Origin of the sequence: Marinomonas algarum (genome assembly GCF_020532605.1) — a bacterium.
Taxonomy (GTDB): Bacteria; Pseudomonadota; Gammaproteobacteria; order Pseudomonadales; family Marinomonadaceae; genus Marinomonas; species Marinomonas algarum.
In genome coordinates, this window is sequence record NZ_JAJATW010000030.1 from 1 (window position 1) to 21,068 (window position 21,068).

The 21,068-nt window shown below is 47.2% G+C and carries 22 protein-coding genes; 4 read left to right on the forward strand and 18 right to left on the reverse strand.

The features are described 5' to 3' along the window. Nucleotides 1-601 (forward strand): IS66 family transposase (gene tnpC, locus LG368_RS13930; RefSeq protein WP_226755328.1); only part of this gene is annotated, 601 nt, incomplete at its 5' end. Here the strand turns inward: tnpC and LG368_RS13935 are convergent. The 16 genes from LG368_RS13935 to LG368_RS14010 all read right to left on the reverse strand — a co-directional run bounded on the left by LG368_RS13935 (nucleotide 598) and on the right by LG368_RS14010 (nucleotide 15,413). After that, a complete protein-coding gene (locus tag LG368_RS13935) occupies nucleotides 598-879 on the reverse strand; it encodes a metal ABC transporter permease (protein ID WP_226755329.1) in 282 nt (93 codons plus the stop codon). The genes tnpC and LG368_RS13935 overlap by 4 nt on opposite strands. Further along, a complete protein-coding gene (locus LG368_RS13940) occupies nucleotides 876-1,571 on the reverse strand; it encodes a metal ABC transporter ATP-binding protein (protein WP_226755330.1) in 696 nt (231 codons plus the stop codon). The genes LG368_RS13935 and LG368_RS13940 overlap by 4 nt, the downstream gene beginning before the upstream one ends. Continuing rightward, the gene (locus tag LG368_RS13945; protein WP_226755331.1) at nucleotides 1,571-2,452 is read right to left on the reverse strand and encodes a metal ABC transporter solute-binding protein, Zn/Mn family; all 882 of its coding nucleotides are present in this window, start codon (nucleotides 2,450-2,452) and stop codon (nucleotides 1,571-1,573) included. The genes LG368_RS13940 and LG368_RS13945 overlap by 1 nt, the downstream gene beginning before the upstream one ends. A gap of 284 nt (nucleotides 2,453-2,736) precedes the next feature. Continuing rightward, nucleotides 2,737-4,284, reverse strand: coding sequence for an alkyl hydroperoxide reductase subunit F (ahpF, locus tag LG368_RS13950; protein ID WP_226755332.1), 1,548 nt, complete (start codon nucleotides 4,282-4,284; stop codon nucleotides 2,737-2,739). 123 nt (nucleotides 4,285-4,407) lie between these two features. Beyond that, nucleotides 4,408-4,965: an alkyl hydroperoxide reductase subunit C gene (ahpC, locus tag LG368_RS13955; protein ID WP_211536170.1), complete on the reverse strand. Its 558-nt coding sequence runs from the start codon at nucleotides 4,963-4,965 to the stop codon at nucleotides 4,408-4,410. A 203-nt stretch (nucleotides 4,966-5,168) separates the two neighbouring features. Beyond that, nucleotides 5,169-6,092, reverse strand: coding sequence for a 5-oxoprolinase subunit C family protein (locus LG368_RS13960; protein ID WP_226755333.1), 924 nt, complete (start codon nucleotides 6,090-6,092; stop codon nucleotides 5,169-5,171). Then, nucleotides 6,082-6,786, reverse strand: a complete 705-nt coding sequence (pxpB, locus tag LG368_RS13965; protein WP_226755334.1) for a 5-oxoprolinase subunit PxpB — start codon at nucleotides 6,784-6,786, stop codon at nucleotides 6,082-6,084. The genes LG368_RS13960 and pxpB overlap by 11 nt, the downstream gene beginning before the upstream one ends. 3 nt (nucleotides 6,787-6,789) lie before the next feature. Continuing rightward, nucleotides 6,790-7,545 carry a 5-oxoprolinase subunit PxpA gene (locus tag LG368_RS13970; protein WP_226755335.1) on the reverse strand — a complete coding sequence of 252 codons (756 nt, stop codon included), beginning with the start codon at nucleotides 7,543-7,545 and terminating at the stop codon, nucleotides 6,790-6,792. Nucleotides 7,546-7,598: 53 nt separating this feature from the next. Continuing rightward, nucleotides 7,599-8,906 (reverse strand): TRAP transporter large permease, encoded by a 1,308-nt coding sequence (locus LG368_RS13975; RefSeq protein WP_226755336.1) that lies wholly within the window; start codon nucleotides 8,904-8,906, stop codon nucleotides 7,599-7,601. Next, complete coding sequence (locus LG368_RS13980) at nucleotides 8,906-9,424, reverse strand: TRAP transporter small permease (protein WP_226755337.1); 519 nt, start codon at nucleotides 9,422-9,424, stop codon at nucleotides 8,906-8,908. Before LG368_RS13980 ends, LG368_RS13975 begins: the two co-directional genes overlap by 1 nt. Nucleotides 9,425-9,511: 87 nt before the next feature. After that, a complete protein-coding gene (locus LG368_RS13985; protein ID WP_226755338.1) occupies nucleotides 9,512-10,474 on the reverse strand; it encodes a TRAP transporter substrate-binding protein in 963 nt (320 codons plus the stop codon). A gap of 49 nt (nucleotides 10,475-10,523) precedes the next feature. Then, nucleotides 10,524-11,324 (reverse strand): putative hydro-lyase, encoded by an 801-nt coding sequence (locus LG368_RS13990; RefSeq protein WP_226755339.1) that lies wholly within the window; start codon nucleotides 11,322-11,324, stop codon nucleotides 10,524-10,526. Nucleotides 11,325-11,429: 105 nt separating this feature from the next. Further along, the gene (locus LG368_RS13995; RefSeq protein ID WP_226755340.1) at nucleotides 11,430-12,344 is read right to left on the reverse strand and encodes a LysR family transcriptional regulator; all 915 of its coding nucleotides are present in this window, start codon (nucleotides 12,342-12,344) and stop codon (nucleotides 11,430-11,432) included. 28 nt (nucleotides 12,345-12,372) lie between these two features. After that, the gene (locus LG368_RS14000) at nucleotides 12,373-13,521 is read right to left on the reverse strand and encodes an ABC transporter permease (RefSeq protein WP_226755341.1); all 1,149 of its coding nucleotides are present in this window, start codon (nucleotides 13,519-13,521) and stop codon (nucleotides 12,373-12,375) included. Between the two features lie 6 nt (nucleotides 13,522-13,527). Then, nucleotides 13,528-14,457, reverse strand: a complete 930-nt coding sequence (locus LG368_RS14005; RefSeq protein ID WP_226755342.1) for an ABC transporter ATP-binding protein — start codon at nucleotides 14,455-14,457, stop codon at nucleotides 13,528-13,530. Next, a complete protein-coding gene (locus tag LG368_RS14010) occupies nucleotides 14,454-15,413 on the reverse strand; it encodes an HlyD family secretion protein (RefSeq protein WP_226755343.1) in 960 nt (319 codons plus the stop codon). Before LG368_RS14010 ends, LG368_RS14005 begins: the two co-directional genes overlap by 4 nt. A gap of 202 nt (nucleotides 15,414-15,615) precedes the next feature. On the opposite strand from LG368_RS14010, the gene LG368_RS14015 reads away from it, so the two are divergent. Next, nucleotides 15,616-16,197 carry a DUF502 domain-containing protein gene (locus LG368_RS14015; protein WP_226755344.1) on the forward strand — a complete coding sequence of 194 codons (582 nt, stop codon included), beginning with the start codon at nucleotides 15,616-15,618 and terminating at the stop codon, nucleotides 16,195-16,197. A gap of 25 nt (nucleotides 16,198-16,222) precedes the next feature. Here the strand turns inward: LG368_RS14015 and LG368_RS14020 are convergent, their stop codons facing one another. Further along, on the reverse strand, nucleotides 16,223-17,290 hold the full coding sequence (locus LG368_RS14020) for a glycosyltransferase family 9 protein (RefSeq protein ID WP_226755345.1): 1,068 nt from the start codon (nucleotides 17,288-17,290) through the stop codon (nucleotides 16,223-16,225). Between the two features lie 157 nt (nucleotides 17,291-17,447). Here LG368_RS14020 and LG368_RS14025 point away from each other — a divergent pair, with 157 nt between their 5' ends. Beyond that, a complete protein-coding gene (locus LG368_RS14025) occupies nucleotides 17,448-18,011 on the forward strand; it encodes an acyltransferase (RefSeq protein WP_226755346.1) in 564 nt (187 codons plus the stop codon). 93 nt (nucleotides 18,012-18,104) lie between these two features. Next, nucleotides 18,105-19,346, forward strand: a complete 1,242-nt coding sequence (locus tag LG368_RS14030) for a TIGR03862 family flavoprotein (RefSeq protein WP_226755347.1) — start codon at nucleotides 18,105-18,107, stop codon at nucleotides 19,344-19,346. 77 nt (nucleotides 19,347-19,423) lie between these two features. On the opposite strand, the gene LG368_RS14035 is transcribed toward LG368_RS14030, so the two are convergent. Next, complete coding sequence (locus LG368_RS14035) at nucleotides 19,424-20,554, reverse strand: OmpA family protein (protein WP_226755348.1); 1,131 nt, start codon at nucleotides 20,552-20,554, stop codon at nucleotides 19,424-19,426. Nucleotides 20,555-21,068 lie beyond the last annotated feature (514 nt).

Consider the following 21,068-nt stretch of genomic DNA (forward strand, 5'->3'; position numbering starts at 1 on the left):
TTACTCAGCTTATGAGTCCACGAAGGCAACGCTTGCCGGTTGCTGGTCACACGCACGTCGAAAGTTTATAGAAGCAGAAAAGAGCATGCCCAAAGGGAAATCGGGCAAAGCAACCATGGCCATCAGCTATATTAAGAAGCTGTACGCCGTTGAAGCGTTAGCCAAACAAGAGGAGACAGAAGAAAAAGCCTTCCAGATCCGGCAAGAAAAAGCCCCTGCTATATTAGCGACGTACAAAGCCTGGTTAGAGAAGTCGGCCCTTCAAGTTCCTCCTAAATCCTTGCTTGGAAAAGCGATTCAATACAATCTGAATCAATGGGAGAAACTCACGGTTTATCTTAAAGATGGGCAAATCAACATCGACAACAACCGAGCTGAAAGAGCCATCAAACCCTTCGTCATCGGACGTAAAAACTGGTTGTTTGCTAACACAGGTAATGGTGCACGATCCAGTGCGATACTGTACAGCATCATCGAAACCGCTAAAGCCAATGGGCTAATCCCGTATGATTACTTAGTAACACTCTTCGAAGAGCTGCCAAAACGACAGACCAACGAAAGTCTTGATGATCTGCTGCCATGGAATATCAAACGCATCTAGGTGGTGATGCTCTGACGCTTACATTTTATCTGTGCCCAGCCAATCAATAACGCCGCTAATATAGCTGAGACAAAGGCACCCATTAACGGAGGTTTATCCAGATAGTGAGCAATGCCCATACCGCCCAGTACCGCATGGGCGATACCCCCTGCCATAAAAGCAATGCGTTTCACTACCACCAAGCAGCCAATCACACCACTGCTAACGGCGGCGATCAAACCGGCAATCGCGACGAGTTGTAAAAATTGAAACTCCCAAAGCGCCTGAAAAAAATTCATTGATGATTCGCCTCAAGGTTATTCATATTTTTTGACGGTTGCCAGCTTAAACCATGATTCACATTCACCACTTTATTGGCATAACGGTTAACCAGCTCCATATCATGGGAAACCAAGACCAAGGTTGTGTGTTGGTTTAATTCTGTTAATAAATCAAAGATTTTTAAACTAGAAGAGGTATCAAGATGGGCTGTGGGTTCATCAAGCAAAAGAACCTGTGGCTCGGATGCTAAGGCGCGTGCGATCAGTACGCGTTGTTTTTGCCCGCCGGATAATTGCGTTAGAGAACGTTTTGCAAAGTGTTCCGTATTGGTTGCTTTTAAAGCGTGTTGTATCTGCTTTTTATCCGTCCTGGTTAACCAAAAATTATGGCGACCAGAGTTTAAGCGTCCTTGAGAAACGAATTGCCAAACAGTCAAAGGAAAGTCCTGAATATGGCTGGCGAATTGAGGGACATAACCGAGTTTAGGGTTGGCGCTGCTGAGCGTGTTATTAAACACCGTGATTTGCCCTTTACTAGGGGTTAGTAACCCCAGCATTAACTTGAGCAATGTGGTTTTACCGCCCCCATTAGGGCCGATTAATGCTAAAAAATCGCCTTCAAAAACAGCGAAGTTTATGCCTTCAAACACGGCTTCACTTTGCGGGTACCCAAAGTGCATTGCTTGCATCTCAATTATTGGGCCTTTCATTAAAGCTTCTCTGCCAATACTTTGGAAATGGAGAGCATGTTGGCTAAGAAATCTTCTGCCAATGGGTCTAAATGGATAATCTCGGCATCCAACGCGTCGGCAATAGAGCGCGCGGCATCTTGATTAAGCTGTTTTTGAACAAAGATCACCTGAACATTTTCTCGTTGGCCCAAAGCGACCAGTTCTGTTAATTGTCGAGGGGAAGGCTCTTTACCATCTTTTTCGATGGGAATTTGGCGTAAATGGAAGTCAGCAGCCAAATACCCCCATGCAGGATGAAAAACCATAAAGCTGTGCCCTGCGACGGGTTTTAGATTGGCTTGCATTTCCGCCTGAACAGCGTCGAGATCGCGTAAGTAAGATTGATAGTTTGCTTCAATGAACGGCGCTTTTTCTGGCAAAAACTCAACTAAGGCGGTTTTTATATTGGCAAGCAGAGGTTTGACCAATGTAGGACTGAGCCAAACATGTCTGTCGCGACGTTCTGGTGGGGGCAGTTGATCAAGCGGTATGGCGGCAAGATGGTTGGCGATGGGCTGGCGCTCGATGCCTGCAACGGAATCAATAAAGCGGACTTTAGGACTGGCTTCCTTCATTCTTGGCAGCCAGCTTTCTTCAAAAGGAACCCCGATACTGAAATACAACGACGATTGACTCAGTTGAGTCATCCTTTGCGGGCTAAGCTCATAAATGGCTGGATTTTGTCCTGGTGGCACCATGACAGTAACCTCCACCCAATCGCCGGCTAAGGCTTCGACCCAGCCTTTTTGTGGCAAAATACTCACAAATACGGAAGGTTTGCTTTTGTCTTCGGAGGCAGAGAGTGTGCCAGATAGGACCAGTAATATGGCCATGAGGAAATAGTGGTAACGATTAATCATCGTGAATGCGCCTTTGCTTATTTCGATATGTTATAACATGCTAATTTAGTCAAATTGATACATATGTCAACAGGCATTAAGCACAGACTTTATATCGGCGGTGTTTCTTGTGTCTTTTTAGGTCCATTTTTGTCTAGCGCAATCATTGATTGACCTCTTGGATAGTTTGGGTGTACTCATGCTGCTTCAATAAAAAAGATGTTACTTCAACAAAAAAACCGCCTTCAGACACTCTGAAGACGGTTTTAAATCACTGATTGTGTCAGTGACAAATCAAGGTTGGTTTATTGACGGATTAAATAGTCAAATGCACCAAGAGCCGCGTTTGCGCCACCCCCCATAGAAATAATGATCTGTTTGTAGGGTGCTGTGGTGACGTCGCCTGCTGCGAATACGCCAGGGACGGACGTTTCACCATGAGCATTGACGATAACTTCGCCGCGCTGGGTCAATTCCAGTGTGTCTTTTAAGAATTCACTGTTAGGCACCAAACCGATTTGCACAAAGATACCCGCCACGTTGAGCGTGTGAGAATCGTTGGTGGTGCGATCTGTGTATTGCAATCCCACCACTTTTTGGCCATCACCGAGTACTTCGGTCGTCATCGCATTTTTAATAATGGTCACGTTGGGTAAAGAGTTCGCTTTTTTCACCAAGACATCATCGGCACGTAATGTATCGCCAAATTCCAATACGGTAACGTGTTCCACGATCCCTGCTAAATCAATCGCGGCTTCGATGCCTGAGTTACCACCGCCAATAACCGCCGTTTTTTTGCCTTTGAAAATAGGGCCGTCACAGTGTGGGCAGTAAGCAACGCCCTTGTTACGGTACTCGGCTTCACCAGGCACGTTCATTTCTCTCCAGCGGGCACCGGTTGCTAAAATAACCGACTTGCTTTTCAAAATAGCGCCATTCTCAAGCTCGACTTCGATAAGCTCTTTTTTCTCTAGGCGTACCGCTTTTTGCATCTTCATCAGGTCAACATCGTAATCTAAAACGTGTTGCTCAAGACCAGCGACCAATTTAGGGCCGTCTGTTGCTTTCACCGAGATAAAGTTCTCGATTGCCATGGTATCAGCCACTTGGCCACCAAAACGCTCTGCCACTACGCCGGTACGAATGCCTTTACGCGCTGAGTAAATCGCTGCTGCGGCACCTGCAGGACCACCACCAACGACAAGTACATCGTAGGGGGCTTTTTCCGCTAAACTCGCGGCTTGTTTGTCGGCCGCGCTGGTGTCAACCTTGTTTAGAATTTCATCTAGTGTCATACGGCCTTGGCCGAACAACTCGCCGTTTAGGTAAACGGAGGGCACCGCCATGATTTCACGTTGTTCCACTTCGTCTTGGAATAAAGCGCCGTCGATCATGGTGGCGGTAATGTTAGGGTTTAGCACGGCCATTAGGTTAACCGCTTGTACCACGTCTGGGCAGTTGTGGCATGAGAGGGAAATGTACACCTCAAAATTCAATTCGTTGCTTAGGGTTTTAATTTGCTCTTGCATCTCTTGAGCAACTTTTGATGGGTGACCGCCGGCCTGTAATAAAGCCAGTACAAGAGAAGTAAACTCGTGGCCCATCGGGATACCAGCAAAACGTACACGAGGCGCTTGCCCTACCGGACCAATGGCCATTTGTGGCGCACGACCGGTCGCGTTTTCGTCGACTGATAAGGTAATTTTGTCGCTTTTTAACTCGGTGATTTCACGAGCCAAGCTGAGTAATTCGTCTGATTTTGCTGTTTTGTTCGTGGACACAGTAATTTCAATCGGATTAACGATATTTTGTAGGTATGTGCCCAACTGTTGTTTGATGTTTGCTTCTAACATGATGTAAACCCGCTTTCTGATTGAGTGATGTACTGTGATGTCGATGTAAAAGAGGAGTAGGGGATCTACTCCCTTTTACGTTTCCCTTCCACTTAAACCGTGGAAGGGATCAGAACAGTCAGCTTAGATTTTGCCAACTAGGTCTAGAGAAGGTGTCAATGTTTCTTCGCCTTCTTTCCATTTCGCTGGGCAAACTTCACCTGGGTGAGCGGCAACGTATTGTGCTGCTTTCACTTTGCGAAGAAGATCTTGCGCGTCACGGCCAATGCCTTCAGCAGTGATTTCCATTGCTTGGATCGTACCTTCTGGATCGATCAAGAAAGTTGCACGATCAGCCAGACCTTGACCTTCACGCATTACACCGAAGTTGTTAGTGATGTTGCCAGACTGGTCGCCTACCATGTAGTACTGGATTTTACCGATGGTTTCAGAGCTTGCGTGCCATGCTTTGTGAGTGAAGTGAGTGTCTGTAGAAACAGAGAATACTTCAACGCCACGAGACTGAAGCTCAGCGTAGTTGTCTGCAACATCGCCAAGCTCTGTTGGGCAAACAAAGGTGAAGTCAGCTGGGTAGAAGAAGAAGATGGACCATTTGCCTAGTACGTCTTTTTCAGAAATGTCGACGAATTCGCCGTTTTTAAAAGCCGTTGCATTGAATGGTTTGATTTGTGTGTTGATCATGGTGTTTCTCCTAGTTGTGTTTAAGTGTGTGTTACCAACAGGAGCTATAGTAGACGACAGGCGATTATTTAGAAAATTGTATATGACTAAAGTTTCGATTATTAAAATCTATCAGTGGCGATGATTAACGGTCACATACAAAAAAGGAAAGCAGAGTCGCTTCCCTTAATCGAATAGGGTCGATTGATCCGTTGCTTGTCGGGTTAGCGCCACTGAGCCAGTCGAGCCATGTGTAAGCAACGTTCGCGCTCCGCTTGATCCACGGTGATGGGCGTGAACTGAATCACATCCCCCGGTTTTTGTTGTGCCAAGATGCTGCCACTGATACGCGTGACACAGCCTATTTTTGGGTAGCCACCGATGGTTTGACGGTCTCGGAGCAGCACAATGGGTTGACCGTCTTTTGGTATCTGAATGGCGCCATAAGCGATGCCTTCGGAAATAATGCCTTTTGTGGCGCTGTTAATCGCGTTTCCTTCTAAACGATAGCCCATACGGTCTGAGTTTGATGAGATGCCATAGTCACTTGAGAAGAAATGCGCCCGCTCTAGGGGGGAAAAGGATTGATATTGATAACCTAATATCACGGCGATTTCCTTGAGGCCATAATTTGGAATCGCCCGACGAGGCACCGATCTTTGCTGATGTGATAGCCCGGTAGGGTATGTTAGCACGTCGCCTTTTTGTAACTTATCGCCTTTACCTGTTAGGCCGCCGATCTTTTCACGCAGAACGGTGGCGACGCTGCCTAAAATGGGTTCGCATAAGAAGCCTCCTTTCACCGCTAAATACGCTCTTAGCCCCCAGATGGGTTGATGAAACGCGAGCAGGTCACCTTTTCGCATAGGGTACGTTTGCCAAGGCATGATGCTTTTACCATTGAGCGTGGCCCCTAAATCGGCGCCAGTAATGGCAATGCTGGTGTCCGCTTGGGCTTCTAAAGACAGCATACCAAAGGTGATCTCTATTTGAGCGGCATTGGGAGTATTGTCCAATAGGGCGTTTGCCCAGCGAAACGCCACTTCATCCATAGGGCCGCCAGTGGTGAGGCCAATAGACTGATGACCGTGACGGCCTAAGTCTTGTAGTAGTGCCAGTAGGCCCGGTTTGATTACTTTAAAAGCCATCGAGTTGACCTCCTAACGCCAAAAATTCCTCTTTGGAAATCGGCTCGAAGCGAACCGAGTCGCCCATGGCGATGAGGGCGAGATTTTCACTGCCCCAGTCGATTAAATTGATCGGCGTACGACCAATGATTTGCCAGCCGCCAGGGGTGACGCTTGGGTATACCGCCGTTTGGTTTTCCGCAATGGCCACACTGCCAATCGGCACCTTTAAGCGCGGCGTGGATTTTCTCGACACATGCAGCTCATCCGGTGTATTGCCTAAAAAGGCAAAGCCTGGCGTGAAGCCAATTGCATAGGCGCGGTAGGTCGTGCTGTGATGACGCTGAATCACCTCGTCGGCGCTGAGCTGGCAATGGCGAGCCACGTCGTCGATGTCTGGGCCGACTTCTTGGTGATAATACACAGGAATCACCACCTCGCGTTGGTCTGCTACCGTCGACTTGTTAGGGTCGATGGTGGCAATGGCATGACGAATTGCTTTAACAATGGCGAAGCGATCGTAGCAATCGTCATCGAATACCACCAATAACGTGGTGTAAGACGGCACAAGATCCACGACGCCTTCAAGGTGCTTCAGGCTTTGCGTGATTTGGGCAATGTGGTTCGAGGTAGACTCATTAATCGTCTGGCCGAAGGTCAGTAGGCAGGCTTGATTACTGACCATATCGATGCTTGGAGCGGCACATTGACTCATGGTTTATTTCTCACCGGCGTGGCTGTTTAAACGATCGACGAGCTGACGAATCTGCGTCACGGCTTCCAGCGCGTGAGCGCCATCGCCATGCACACAAATGGTGTCGGCATGAATGGCTAGAGTCTTGCCTGAGGCGGTGGTCAGGGTGCCGCTTTCGCACAGTTGCACAACTTGCTGTTCGATTAAGTCGAAACTGGCGTGTACCGCGTTGGGCTCTTTGCGTGGCATGAGTCGGCCTTCGTCTGTGTATAAGCGATCGGAGAAGGCCTCAAACCAAATGGTTAGGCCGTATTTCTTCGCCATGGCGTTGATTTCAGGTGCTTCCGGCACCGCCATCACCATTAAAGTGAGAGTGGCGTCGAGTTCGCTGACCGCCTGCATGACGGTGTCGAGCACGGAAAAATCCGCCATCATGGTGTTATACAAGGCGCCGTGGGGTTTCACATAGTCGATCTGCGTATTTTGACTTTCACAAATGCCTTTGAGCGCGCCAATTTGATACTGAATAATGGCTTTGAGCTCAGCAGGGGCGATGTCCATGTTACGTCGGCCAAAGCCCACCAAATCAGGGTACGCAGGGTGCGCGCCAATGGTGACGTTATGTTGTTTTGCTAAGGCGACGGTTTTTGCCATGGTGAGCGGATCGGAGGCATGAAAGCCACAAGCCACGTTAGCTTGATCAACAAACGGCATGATCTGATCGTCTAGACCCATTTTCCACGCGCCGAAGGCTTCGCCCATATCGCAATTTAATTTCATTGTTGACTCCTTATGCGTATTCTCAAAAGTGGCTACCGGTAACCGCTTAGCGTTTAGTTTTGTGACATGGTGGTCGGTAAATAGGTGACGATTTCAGGGAACACGCTGATGAGCAAAATCGCCACACCGATCAATAAAAAGAACGGCAAGGCGGCTTTGGCCACGTATAAAATATTTTTCCCTGTTAGCGCCTGTATGACAAAGAGATTGAAGCCCACCGGCGGAGTTATTTGCGACATTTCCACCACTAAGACGATAAAAATACCAAACCACAGCAAATCAATGTTGGCCGCTTCGACCATGGGCAATACCACGGCAACGGTCAGCACGACCACAGAAATACCATCTAAAAAACAACCCAATATGACGAATAATACGGTGAGATATAAGATCAATTCCATTGGCGACAATGACATGCCCGCAATCCACACCGCGAGCGCTTTTGGAATGCCTAAAAAACCCATTGCCAAGGTCAGAAAGTGTGCCCCGACCAAGATAAAACCAATCATACAGGAGCTTTTTACCGCACCGAGTAAGCTGTCCATAAAACTGTGACGACTGAGTGAACCGGTTAAGGCCGCTAATATTAAGGCACCCGTGACACCGATGGCCGCGGCTTCGGTTGGCGTAGTAATGCCGCCATAAATGGACCCCAATACAAAGCCAATTAAACCGACCACAGGCAAAAGTTTACGCAAGCCCTTGATGCGTGCTGACCAGCTGGTTTCGTGTCCGGTGCTTTTGGGCAATTCGTCTTTGTGCAGATGACCCCAGATCATGGTGAAGCCCATAAATAAGCTTACTAACAATAAACCTGGTAAGGCGCCAGCAATAAACAGACGTGCGATGGACACTTCTGCCGCCACACCGTATACGATCAAAATAATTGACGGTGGGATCAGCAAGCCCAAGGTGCCGGAGCCGGCCAAGGTGCCGATCGCCATACGGTCGCTGTAGCCTTGTTTACGCAGTTCAGGCAGTGTCATGCGGCCAATCGTCGCGGCGGTGGCGGCCGATGAACCGGAAACCGCGGCAAAAATGCCACAGCTTAAAATGTTTACGTGTAAGAGTTTGCCCGGTACGCCTCCCAGCCAAGGAGACAAGCCTTTGAATAAATCTTCTGATAAGCGGGTTCGAAATAACACTTCGCCCATCCAAATAAACAACGGCAACGCGGTTAAAGACCAGGCGGTACTGGCGCCCCAACTGGACGTTGCAAAGAGCAAATCCACTTGGTAATTTTCAGAAAGAATTAAGCCTAGACCGCCAATGGCGATCAGCGTAAATGACACCCACACGCCCAGTGCCAGCATGGCCAGCATGGTCATTGCGAGGATAATAGACACCCACATCATATCCATTAGATTTCCTCCAAAGACAGAGCGTCTTCTTGTTCACTGTAGGTTGGCTTTTTGCCTTTTAGTACCATAATTAGGGCATCTAAAATGGCCAAGTTGAGTGCGATCACACCCACAGCAACCGGCACTTGAGGGATCCACAAAGGCACAGGCACATACCCATAAGACACTTCTTCGTAGATGTAGGATTCATACACCATATAGCTGCAGGCGTAAGATAGGTAACAAAGCAAAGTAAAAGAAAGTAGCAGTATCACGGTTTCTTGGATTTTTCTTGGAAAAGGTGAAAAGCGCTCGATCACTAAGGTGACACGAATGTGGCCCCCTTCGCGAAAGGTATAGGCTAAGCCAAGAAACGTCGAGGCAGCGAGAGCGTAACCGGCAAAATCTTCCGCTGATGGGACAATGAACCCCGCCATGCGACCAACAATTTGTGCCAGTAATAATAAGGTAATAATGACGATGCATAAGCCGGCTAATAAGCCCGATGCTTGATACATTTTTTCTTTTAATGGGCTCATAGGGTTCACTTTTTGAGGATCACAAAGTGCGCTTCCCCTTCATGTTTGCAGGGGGAAGCGTCTAGTTGAGATGTGTTGCTGTGTATCTTAGTTTTCGTAGCGAGACAAAATAGCACCGATGTCTTTAGGCGCTTCGGCTTTCCACTCTTCGGTCATGGTTTTGCCGATGGCTTTTAATTCGGCCACCAAGGTAGGGGACGGATCGGTCACCATCATGCCGTTTTTCAGTAAGGTAGCTTTGTCTTTAGCGGCACGTTCGGCGATTTGAGTCCAACCCGCGGCTTCGGCGTGTTTCGCCGCGTCCAGAATGATGGTTTGAGTGTCTTTGTCTAAACGACGGAAGGCACGCTTATTCACGACGACGATGTTTTTTGGAATCCACGCTTTTACGTCGGTGTAATGGTTTACATAATCCCACGCTTGACTGTCTACGCCAGTAGAAGGCGAGGTGATCATGGCTTGGATGATGCCGGTGCTAAACGCTTGAGGAATGTCTGGCGTTTGAATCGTCATCGGCGTGGTGTCCATCAAGTCAGCAAGACGAGACTGGGTTGGGCTGTAGGCACGCATTTTTTGACCCTCAAGGTCGGCCAAGCTGTTCACTGCGTTTTTGCTGTAAAGGCTCTGAGCTGGCCAAGCAACGGTGTAAAGCAACATCATGCCATCTTTGTTGAGCGCTTTGGCGATGTCAGGTTTGGCCGCTTCCCAAAGTTGTTTGGCTTCGTCAAACGATGTGGCCAAAAAAGGAATGTTGTCGTGTTTGTAGATGGGGTTTTCATTACCTAAAATGCCCATAAAGACTTCGCCCATTTGCACTTGGCCAGTTTTCACAGAGCGTGGGATTTCGGTGTGTTTCACCAAAGAGCCGCCGGAGTGCACGTTGATTTCTAGTTCACCGTTGGAGTTGTCTTTGATTTCTTTTGCAAAAGAGTAAGCGATTTGTGTTTGCAGGTTACCGTCACCGTAGGGGGTGGGCATGTGCCATTTTTCGGCAAAGCTGGCACCGGAAGCAAGTCCGCCAATCAGTAGAGCGCTGGTTATTTTTAACATGGTTCATTCCTCTTTAAGGGTTATATTGTTGTTTTGGTTTTAATGTGTATTACATGACCGACAGATCGGTATCGAGTAAGTCGGTCACGAGCATTTTACCGGGTGCATGGGTGATGCAAATCGGCGGTTTGGCGTTACGGATAGCGACTTGAGGCGTGACGCCGCACGCCCAAAATACCGGTACTTCGCCGTCTTTTATCGTGACCGCATCGCCATAGTCTGGCTTATTTAGATCGTCGATGCCAATGTCTGCTGGTGTACCGAAATGCAAGGGTGCACCATGCGCTTTGGGAAAACGTGTGGTGATTTGAATCGCTCGAATGGCATCTTTTGCTACATAAGGACGCATTGTCACCACAGTATTTCCGAAAAAACGCCCAGCGGGCACGGTAGCGATATTGGTTTCAAACATGGACACGTTGACGTCTTCTTCTATATTGCGTTGTGTGAGTCCGGCTTGCGTCAGGGCAAGTTCAAATGAGAAAGAACAGCCCAACACAAACACCACCATGTCGTCTTGCCATAGCGCTTCGATGTCGCTGCGGCTTTCTACTTTTTCACCGTCACGGTAAACATAATATTCTGGCACGTCGTGACGCATGTCGATGTCGTGGCCCAGCTCTGGCATGGTAAAGTCGCCCACTTCCGATACGCCGATTAAGGGGCAAGCAACGGGGTTCTTTTGGCAATACAGTAAAAACTCATTGGCCCAATCCGCAGGCAAGATGACCACATTGCCCTGCATGGCGCCTTGGGCGAGACCACTTGTTACACCAGTATGCGAACGGCGGCGAATGGCTTGTCGCAACGCATAGGTTTGTTCTAATAGCGGTAACAAAGCAGACGTCATTACATTTATCCTTATTGTTGACACAATGTACGTTGTTAAGAGTAGAGTGAGGTTGCCTTAAAAGTCTAATCGTGTTTTTTTGGGGGATTTGATCAATTTATTTTATCAAGCGAGCTGGTCGTCTTGATTGTCTGTGTAGGCTTGCGCCGATGCGACTGCAATATTGGTGGCCACTTCCGCAAGTGGGTTGAAGGGGTCATCAGAATAAGAGGCAGTAAAAGTGAGGTCACTGGGTGTCCAGACCGAGCGGATGGTTTGCAGCGAACCGGCGGCTAATTCTTTGCGAATCATGACGTTAGGTAGAGTCGAAATGCCCACTGCATCAATGGCCAAACTGCGACACGCTGCCAAGGAAGAAGAAGCAAAAAAATGCGCTGGTGGCCCGTCTAGCTCACGGAATTTTTGATTGATTTCGATATAAGGGCTGGTCGCACGCGCATAGGTGATAATGGGCCATTTGGTGAGCTCTTCAAGATATAAAAGACGATTGGGTAAGGCTAATCTTGGGCTGGCAACCCAAGACAAGGCAAAGGTACAGAGCTCATGGTTGACAATATTTGGCTCGGGAATAGGGCCCATTAGTAGGGCCAAATCTAAGGTACGATCCTTAATTCCAAGAGCCAAGTTGGTTGTAATATCAACCGTCATTTCAACATCTAGGTTAGGCATGTCAGTATGCAGACGTGTTAGAAAGTCAGGCAGCCAGGTGTTTACAATGGTCTCAGAGACGCCTAAACGCAGCACTCCCGTATAGGTATTAGAGACCCCCGCCCGCTTTCGTAATTGCTCGGTTTGATAGAGTATTTTCTCGATATAAGGTAAGAGTTCTTTGCCTTTTGACGTCAAAGTGATGGGACTAGAGCCACCTTCGCGCTCAAAAAGTTTCACACCTAATTCAGATTCCAGACCAGAAATACGCGCTGAAATCGCAGGTTGCGTGGTGTGAAGTCGCTCAGCCGCTTTGCGGAAATTGCCCAGCGAGGCGACCCAAACAAAAGTTTCTAGGCGTTTGTAATTCAACGTATGACTCCTGAAATCAACAGGGGAATTACCCCAATGTTTTATGAAAACGCCGCGCTGCGATGATCACCCCAAGCACAGTAAACAAGCCTAGCCAAAGGGCATCGGCTTGTAGGTCTAACAAGTCGGCATCGCGTAATACAATCGCCCGTGCCATGCGAATAAAATGCGTGGCGGGCAACCCTTCCGCGATCCATTGAGCGCCTTGTGGCATGGCGTCATAGGGGAACATAAAACCTGAAAGCAATATAGAAGGCAATAAAATAAACACGGTGATCTGCATGGCTTGAAGCTGAGTTTTGGCGATGGTCGAAATCACCAAACCAAGGGTTAAGCTGGCAAAAATGAACAGCAACGACGCTATACCAAGAACCATTAAGCTTCCAGCAATCGGCACAGAAAAGACACCGTATCCCACGCCAAGAATAATCATAATTTGCAGCATACCCACCACCACATAGGGCGCAATTTTGCCGATCATCAGCTCCATCGGACGAATGGGCGTGGTGATCAAAAATTCCATATTGCCCTGTTCTTGTTCACGCACAATGGCGGTAGCCGTGAACAGAATCATCGTCATGGTCAAGATCACCGCCAATAGTCCAGGGACAATATTCACTACGGTGCGCTGTTCAGGATTGAAATATTGCACGACTTCAAAGGTCGGTATGGTTTGGCTGACGGTGCGATTGGCAACCTCGTCTAGTGGCATAGTGCGTAGGGCTTTAATGGCGGCGGCGATCACGGTGTCGGAACCATCAACGATCCATTGACCGACGGGCTGAGTTAAGGCGCTGGCGGTTGGGTTTGTTCCATAGCGGGGGTGTTGAATAAGTCGAGCGCTAAAATCGGGCGGCAAATACAAAGTGGCTCGAACATCGCCTCGTGTCATCGCGGCTTCCGCGTCGTGAAGGGACGTGTAGACGGCGTGAAAATCGACCGATTGAGTGGCTGTGACAGCTTGAACAAGGGCACGGCTCTCAGACGTTTGACTCAAATCGACCAAACCAACAGGAATGTGGCGCGCATCCGTATTGATGGCGTAGCCAAACAACATGAGTTGCACGAGAGGAATCATGATAATCATCCCAAATGTCATTCGGTCACGGGATAATTGCTTGATCTCTTTCATTATGACCGCAAAAATGCGCCCCCAACTTGCCCCTGCGTTTAACATAAAGCATTACTCATCATGGCGAGTTCCTGTGCAAGTAACGAACACGTCTTCGAGGCTGGGTCGGGCGAGCTGCATCGGACGACCAGCACACAATAGCGCCAAGAAACGCAGGGGATCAGTTTGCGTTTTTTTAACCAAAACACGCAGGTGCGCCCCAATTTGTGCCGCAGATAACACCTCGCTCTGTTGCAGTAAGGCCTGCTTAAGTTGCCGTAATTGTTCGCCTCCTATTTCAACCACATTAGCGGGCATGGCGTTCATTAGTTCTGCTGGCGAACCATCAGCACGTAGGTGGCCATCTTCTAAAATAGCGAGTGCATGACAGCGTTCGGCTTCGTCCATGTAATGGGTCGAGACTAAGATGGTGGTGCCAGCGTCGCATAAATCGAATAGGCGTTCCCAAAATTCACGGCGGTTTTCGGGGTCGACCGCCGACGTAGGTTCGTCTAAAAACAGTAACTCGGGTGAGTGCAGTGTGGCGCAAGCGAGCGCTAGGCGTTGTTTTTGACCACCGCTCATGGACCCCGCGTATTGTTTTGCTTGATTCTTCAGGTCGTATAAATGCAAAAGTTCGTCGATGCGTTGGGTGCGTCGAGTGCCGGTGAAGCCATAAATCGCCGCCACGAAGCGTAAGTTTTCTAAGACAGTGAGCGAGTCGTAGAGCGAGAATTTTTGTGTCATATACCCCAATTTTTGTTTAATGGCTTCTTCATGGCCAGCGAGTGTTTGGCCTAGTATGGTGATTTCTCCTGAAGTTGGCGTGAGCAAACCGGTCATCAAACGAATGGTGGTGGATTTGCCACAGCCGTTTGGCCCCAAAAAGCCGTAAATACATCCCTTGGGAATGCGAAAGTTTAACTCGTTAACAGCGATGTGTTCCCCAAAGGCTTTGGTTAGGCCTTGTGCTTCTATGGCGAATTTTCCAGCATTGCTCATGGTAAACGCACTTCAACGGCCAAGCCTGTGGGTAACTCGTCGGCGTGTTGTAGTTCAATGTCAGTAAGATACATAAGACGTGCACGATCACGTTCGTTTAAAGCATAGAAGGGAGTAAAAGCGGGTTGAGATCGTACGTTTCGGACGGTGCCGATAAACGGAGTGTCGATACCCTCTACCCAAACATCCAGCACATCGCCGATGTGCAACGCGGCCCGTGCGGTGGCGGGCACATAAACCCGTGCGTAGGGCGAAGTGTCTGCCAGTAAGCTAAGTATTTGCGTGCCGGCGGTAACGCGCTCCCCTGTATGCCACGGTAAGGTGTCGATGATGCCTGAAACAGGCGCACGTAATGTTAATTCATCGTGTTTGACTTGTTGCCATGCTAAGACGGCCTTGGCTGCGTTCAACTGCGCTTGCGCCTGTGCGATGGCTTCGGGCAGAGCGCCATTTTTCAGCTCCAACCAACGGGCTTGGCTTTCTTCTAGCTTGGCGGCACTGGCGTCTTTAGAGGCTTCGGCGGTGTCTAAATCGGCTTTGCTAACGGCTTTTTTCTGGTATAACTCGACAGCGCGGTGGTATTTCAACGTGGCCTCTTGGTAATTGGCTTTGGCAGCATCGACAATGGCTTGCGCAGCGTTCAATTGTTCAAAACGTGTGCCAGCAAGCAGGCTGTTGAGTGTTTGTACGGCGTATTCCTGTTCGGCTTGGCGTTGCGTGATTAAGGCTAGACTGGCTTGATCGTCAAGCGTCAGAAGTACATCGCCGGCGTTGACGAACTGTCCTTCTTCGACCAAAAGTGTATGGATTCGCTCCGTTATGGGTGATGTCATGACAAAGCGTTCTCGCTCTAATGTGCCCATTGCGCGATGGTCTGTTTCGGATTGACATCCAGCCAAAATGGCGATCAGTGCCGACACAGTGAGTGGTAAAATCCATCGTATCAATGAGGTCATAAAAGGCGTCTCTGAATGCGTTAAATGGGCGATGCTTGCTCTTTTATTATAAGCTGATTTGGTTGGGTAACTCGTCATGATGAAAAATAATTTCTGGTAGGCAAGGTAAAAATCACGCCAGAAATGCGTATTTACGTGCAGAATAATAGGAGCGGCATACGGCTTGCGGTATGCTGTGGCCACTTTTTTAGGATAGAACCCGATGAACAAACTGATTGCACTGTTGTTAAAAGGACTGGTTGCAGTATTGCCTATTGGTTTAACTGTGTACCTTATTTTTTGGTTACTGGCGACTGGAGAAGCCATTGCACAGCCTCTTTTGCTGTGGCTAATTCCTGACGCCTTGTATTTCCCAGGGTTGGGGTTAATTGCCAGTTTGGGTGCCTTGGTCTTGATTGGTTTTTTGGTCAATCTTTATGGTATTCGTTATTTGGTTAAGTTAAGCCATAATATTTTTGAGCAAATACCGTTGGTTAAATCCATTTATGGTGCGATCAAAGACATGATGATGGTGTTTAACCTGGCGGAAAAGAAAGAAATGAAAAGCGTGGTATCCATCGAGTGGAACGGTGCGCAAGTGATTGGCTTTGTCACCGGAGAACAAACTGGGCAACGCCTCTTTGGTGATCAAGATCTTGTTGGCGTCTATGTGCCACTCAGTTATCAAATTGGCGGCATCACCTTGTACATTGCCAAAGATCGTTTGACCGAACTCGACATTGGCGTAGAAGAAGCCATGAGACTGGCCCTTACTGCGGGTGTGCAGAGCCAGAAAGAAAAGTGATTGCAATTAAGGCGTTGGCTTATTATTAGTTCAACATCTTAATAGGATTACCACATCGAATTGCCTGTCTAATTGTATCAACGATTTCGTCACTAGATGGAACTGTGGCGTCATCTCTCATGACGATGTAGTGATCCTCGTAACGTGGTGTGTATCGAAAAGGAACCGTTGAAAAGAAAATACCGACGGTGGGAGTATGAGTTGAAATGCCTATATTACGCACGCCCGTGTCAGGTGCAACTAACAACGATGACTGTGCTATAAGTTGAACCAATTTATCTAGTTCCAAGCAGGGTTGGATGGTGAAATGGGTGTGTTGTTTGGTCAAGTATTCCAAATAGTCACCTTTTTCGAAGTCATTTTTACCTTCTAGATAGATGTGTCTAACATTGGGCAGTGCCTTAATACTTTTTTCTATAACGTCACGCATTTGTTCTTTTGACAGTACCTTACGCAGTTGAGAGGCACCATTAAAGTAAAGAATAAAAGGAGCACTTTTGTTGCAGAAGTCCTGATTATCAGGGTAGGCAAAGTCCAATCGACGGGGAGGGTTGTGTCCAAGTACTCTTAACATATCGAGCATGGTCTCAACTTCTGCTTGAAAGTCAGACCGCAACACGCAAAGATTATAAAGTGTTCCTCGATGCAAAGAACGATAAGGAAAGCCAACCTTTAGTTTTGCTTTTGTGAGAAATGTCATCCAGTAAGAGCGATTTGTACCGGCTAAGTCAAAAATGATGTCTTGCTCGCCGAGTGCTTTTATATTGGCGAGCCTAGCCTTTAAACCACTGGAGACATCTTTACTCTTTCCGAGCATTATGTGTGTCTGATCGACTAAATCATAAGGCATGCCGTATTGATAATGTGAGACACCAACAAGTGTAATAGTGGCGTTAGGGAAAAAGCGGCGGGCTTCTACAAGAAAAGGTCGCAAAATAACTTGGTCTCCTAGCGCAGCATGTCGGATAACAGTGATTTTTCGCACTTTTTTAGGACAAAGGTCTGAAGTGATGTAGTTTCTCGCTTTTTTAGTAACGAATGCTCCTTGTTCAAACCAAAGATTCTTCATGCTTTTCAGCCATGGATGCTTCATTGTCTTGTCCTGATATCAAATACTTTATTTAGTCTTAATTATCACTGGTTCTTGTTGAATAAGTAGACCATTGCTGGATGCTAAATTATAGCGTTGAAGTTCATTTAATAAAGCGTTTTTTGGTGAATGTATAACTGAAATTTGGGGGTAATAGACAATGAAGTTTTTCACAAAATATATGTTTTCTTTAAGAAATAAAATCAAAATTAAAAAGGAGCATAAAATAGACATTGCACAAAACACCCGAATTCGACAGTGTAAAATTAATATCAATGGTAAAAACAATACGTTGAAAATACTAAGTGGTGCTAATTTGCGCGGTGTTAATATAGAAATTCTTGGAAATAATTGTACTCTTGTTATTGGAGAGAATTGTGTGATCGGTGAAGGATGTTACCTATCCTCTCGTGAAGATGGAACAGAATTAATTTTGGGTTCTGGCTGTATGTTGTCTCGTAACGTGAACGTAATGACCAGTGATGGTCACGATATTTTAAAGGACAGTACTCGCATAAATCAGGCAAAGAGTATCTATATTGGTGACCGTGTTTGGCTGGCAGACAGTGTCACTGTTTTAAAAGGTGTGACTATTGGAAATGATTGTATCGTAGGAATCAACTCCACATTAACGAAGAGTATCGATGCGGGGTCTGTGGCTGCTGGTGTGCCTGCGAAAGTCGTTTCGCAAGGTGTGACTTGGCAAAATGAATGCACCTATTAATCGTTTCTACGCAATATTATTAATAAAGTTAAAATTTTTAAACAATCCCCAAAATTAAGTATGTAAATGACCTTGATCAGTAAGCAAGAATCAATGCAAAAGCAAAGAAAAGTAGTCGTGGTAGGCGCTGGCCCAGCCGGTTTGATGGCGGCAGAGGTGATTTGTGCCGCAGGGCATCAGGTGCATGTCTATGATGCCAAGCCCAGTGCTTGTCGGAAGTTTTTATTGGCGGGTGTGGGGGGGATGAACATTACCCATTCTGAAGAGTACCCCGCGTTTATTCAGCGTTACTACGACAAAGCCTCTTGGTTAAACAGCGCCGTGAGTCAGTTTAATGCAACGGCGTTGTGTGATTGGATTCACGAATTGGGTGTGGAGACGTTCGTTGGCTCATCGGGTCGTGTGTTTCCAAAAGACATGAAAGCCGCGCCCTTGTTACGGCATTGGTTAACGCGTCTGCGAGAGTCGGGTGTGCAGTTCCATATGCGTCATAAGATGACTCAACTGATGGGGACAGACATCACTTTTGATCACCTTGGTGAAGACGTTATTACTCGCGCAGACGCTGTCGTACTCGCTATGGGCGGTGCCAGCTGGCCGAAACTGGGTTCGGATGGAGCATGGTTACCTGTTTTAGAAGAACAAGGGGTAGACATTGCACCATTAGAAAGTGCCAACTGTGGGTTTTACAGTCGTTGGAGTGAGCACTTACAATCCAAGTTCGCAGGCAGTCCTTTAAAGGGAATTGCTTTTTCTTTTAAGCGAGAAGGCGGCAGCCTTGCCACTCAGCAAGGGGAGTGCATTGTGACCGAAGATGGTATGGAAGGTAGCTTGATTTATGCTTTTTCCAAATACCTAAGAGATCGCATTAAGGCGACTGGTCAAGCCACTCTGAATGTGGATTTGTTGCCTTTGCAAAATGCAGAGCACGTCACGCAAAAGCTTCGTAACACCAAGCCAAAAGAATCGTTTAGTAAATATTTAAAGCGCACGGTAAACATCAGCGGCGTAAAAGCGGCTTTATTGTATGAAGCCTTTGAGAAAAACGCCTTTCAAACACCAGAAACTTTAGCAAGGTGCTTAAAAGCAGTGCCTGTTCATTTCTACAAAACCAAACCAATCGATGAAGTGATTTCAACGGCAGGTGGGGTATGTGAAGGCAGTGTGGATGAGCGTCTCATGCTCAAGTCTTTGCCTGGCGTATTCTGTGCTGGAGAAATGCTCGATTGGGAAGCTCCAACGGGAGGGTATCTACTGACAGCATGTTTTGCGACCGGTCGTTTGGCGGGCCAAGGTGTCAATGCCTTATTGGCGACTGAAAACCTGTATGACTAAGGGCTCCATTTACAAAGTAAACGCATAAAAAATGCCCGATGGTTCGCACCACCGGGCATTTTCATTTTAAGACAAGATTATTTTGATGAAACAACAGTGACAACGCGACGGTTTTCTTCGCGATTTGCGGCTGTATCATTGGCAAATAAAGGTCTTTCTTCACCGTAACCAACAGCAGTAACACGGCTTGCATCAACGTTCAGTTCATTGACCAATACGTCTGCCACTGCTTGAGCACGCTTCTGAGATAGGGCTAGATTGTAAGAGGCTGCGCCTGTGTTATCGGTATGGCCTTCAACGGCGATCGTTGTTTCTGGGTACTTTTTCAAGAAAGCTGCCACTTCTTCAATGTTGGCATAGTACTGCTGATCAACAACGGTAGAGTTTGTTGCAAATTGCACGTCTAGGCGAATCGTTTGTGCTTTTTCTAGGACAACGTAACACCCTGTTGCATCCACTTCGGCACCGGCTTCAGAGCCAGGGCAAGCGTCAACGTGGTTAGCAACACCATCTTGATCGTCATCAAGCGCACAGCCTTGCATGTCAACAGATACGCCTACCGGTGTGTTTGAACACTGATCTTTAGCGTCTTCAATGCCATCTTTGTCAGCATCCATAAAGACGGCTTTAACCGGTTCTTCTATCGCTTTTACTGGCTCTTCTACTGCTTTTACTGGCTCGTTTGTTGTTTCTGGTTGGTTGCCGAAAACAAAATGTAGGCCCAGTGTTGTGATGTTATCAAACTCATGATCTTCAATATCATTCACAAGGCGGAAGTCAGCGCGCAAATCCACAATGTCATTGAGGGCATATTTCAAACCGCCACCTGCATTGAGAAGCGTATTGTTCGACCCTGGACTGAAATCGGTTGTACCAACACCAGCGGCTAGATAAGGAACTAACTTACCGCGTTCTGCCAAGTGGTATAGAGCGTCTAGGCGGAACTGATCGACATCAATATCGCTGCCATTTGATGATGCTTCACTGTCTGCATTTAAATAAACAAACTCTAATGCCCATGGATTACCGAATTGGTAACCAAGACCTAATGATGCCGCCTCGGTGTTATCTACCTTGCGGTTATTGTCCATGTTGTAATAGCCAACACTGGGTGCAACAGTGAAGCCTTCTTCTGGCTGAGCCTGTGCGACGGTAGAAGCAGCGACTAAACCAGCTAGAAGTGTGCGTTTATTCAATAAAAAAGACATGAAGTATTTCCTAATAAAGTAGTCTGTAACTTTCATTATCGCCTACTTGGCAGAAAAAAACGACCCACCTACTACATTTCCAAACATATCTTGTTTTCTTTACATAAAATGACGTTAGCCCGAAAAAGGCTGACAAATCATCACGTTTTTATTGAAATATAACAGGAGGAAATCGGTATTATTTTAATGAAACAAAGGGCTCTTTTTGTCTGTTTAGCATTTTCCTGTTTAGCAAGGAGCAGACTGCATACCATTTTCTAAGCCCGATGGTTAAAAGGGAGAAAAGTTTGTTACGTTTATCTATTTATTGGTTGTTTACGGAGAGACGCTCGCATGGACACAAAGCACAATCGTTTAGAACATCTTCAAAGTTTGCTTGAAAACCTAGGGAACGTGCGATTAAGTCAGCTAGTTAGTACGAAATCACTACTGACTTGATTTGCTTTTCAATTTGCTCAAAACCTCAGTTTTTAGTGTGTCTTATCCTCTAGTTGAAGCCTTTAAAGCTCCAACT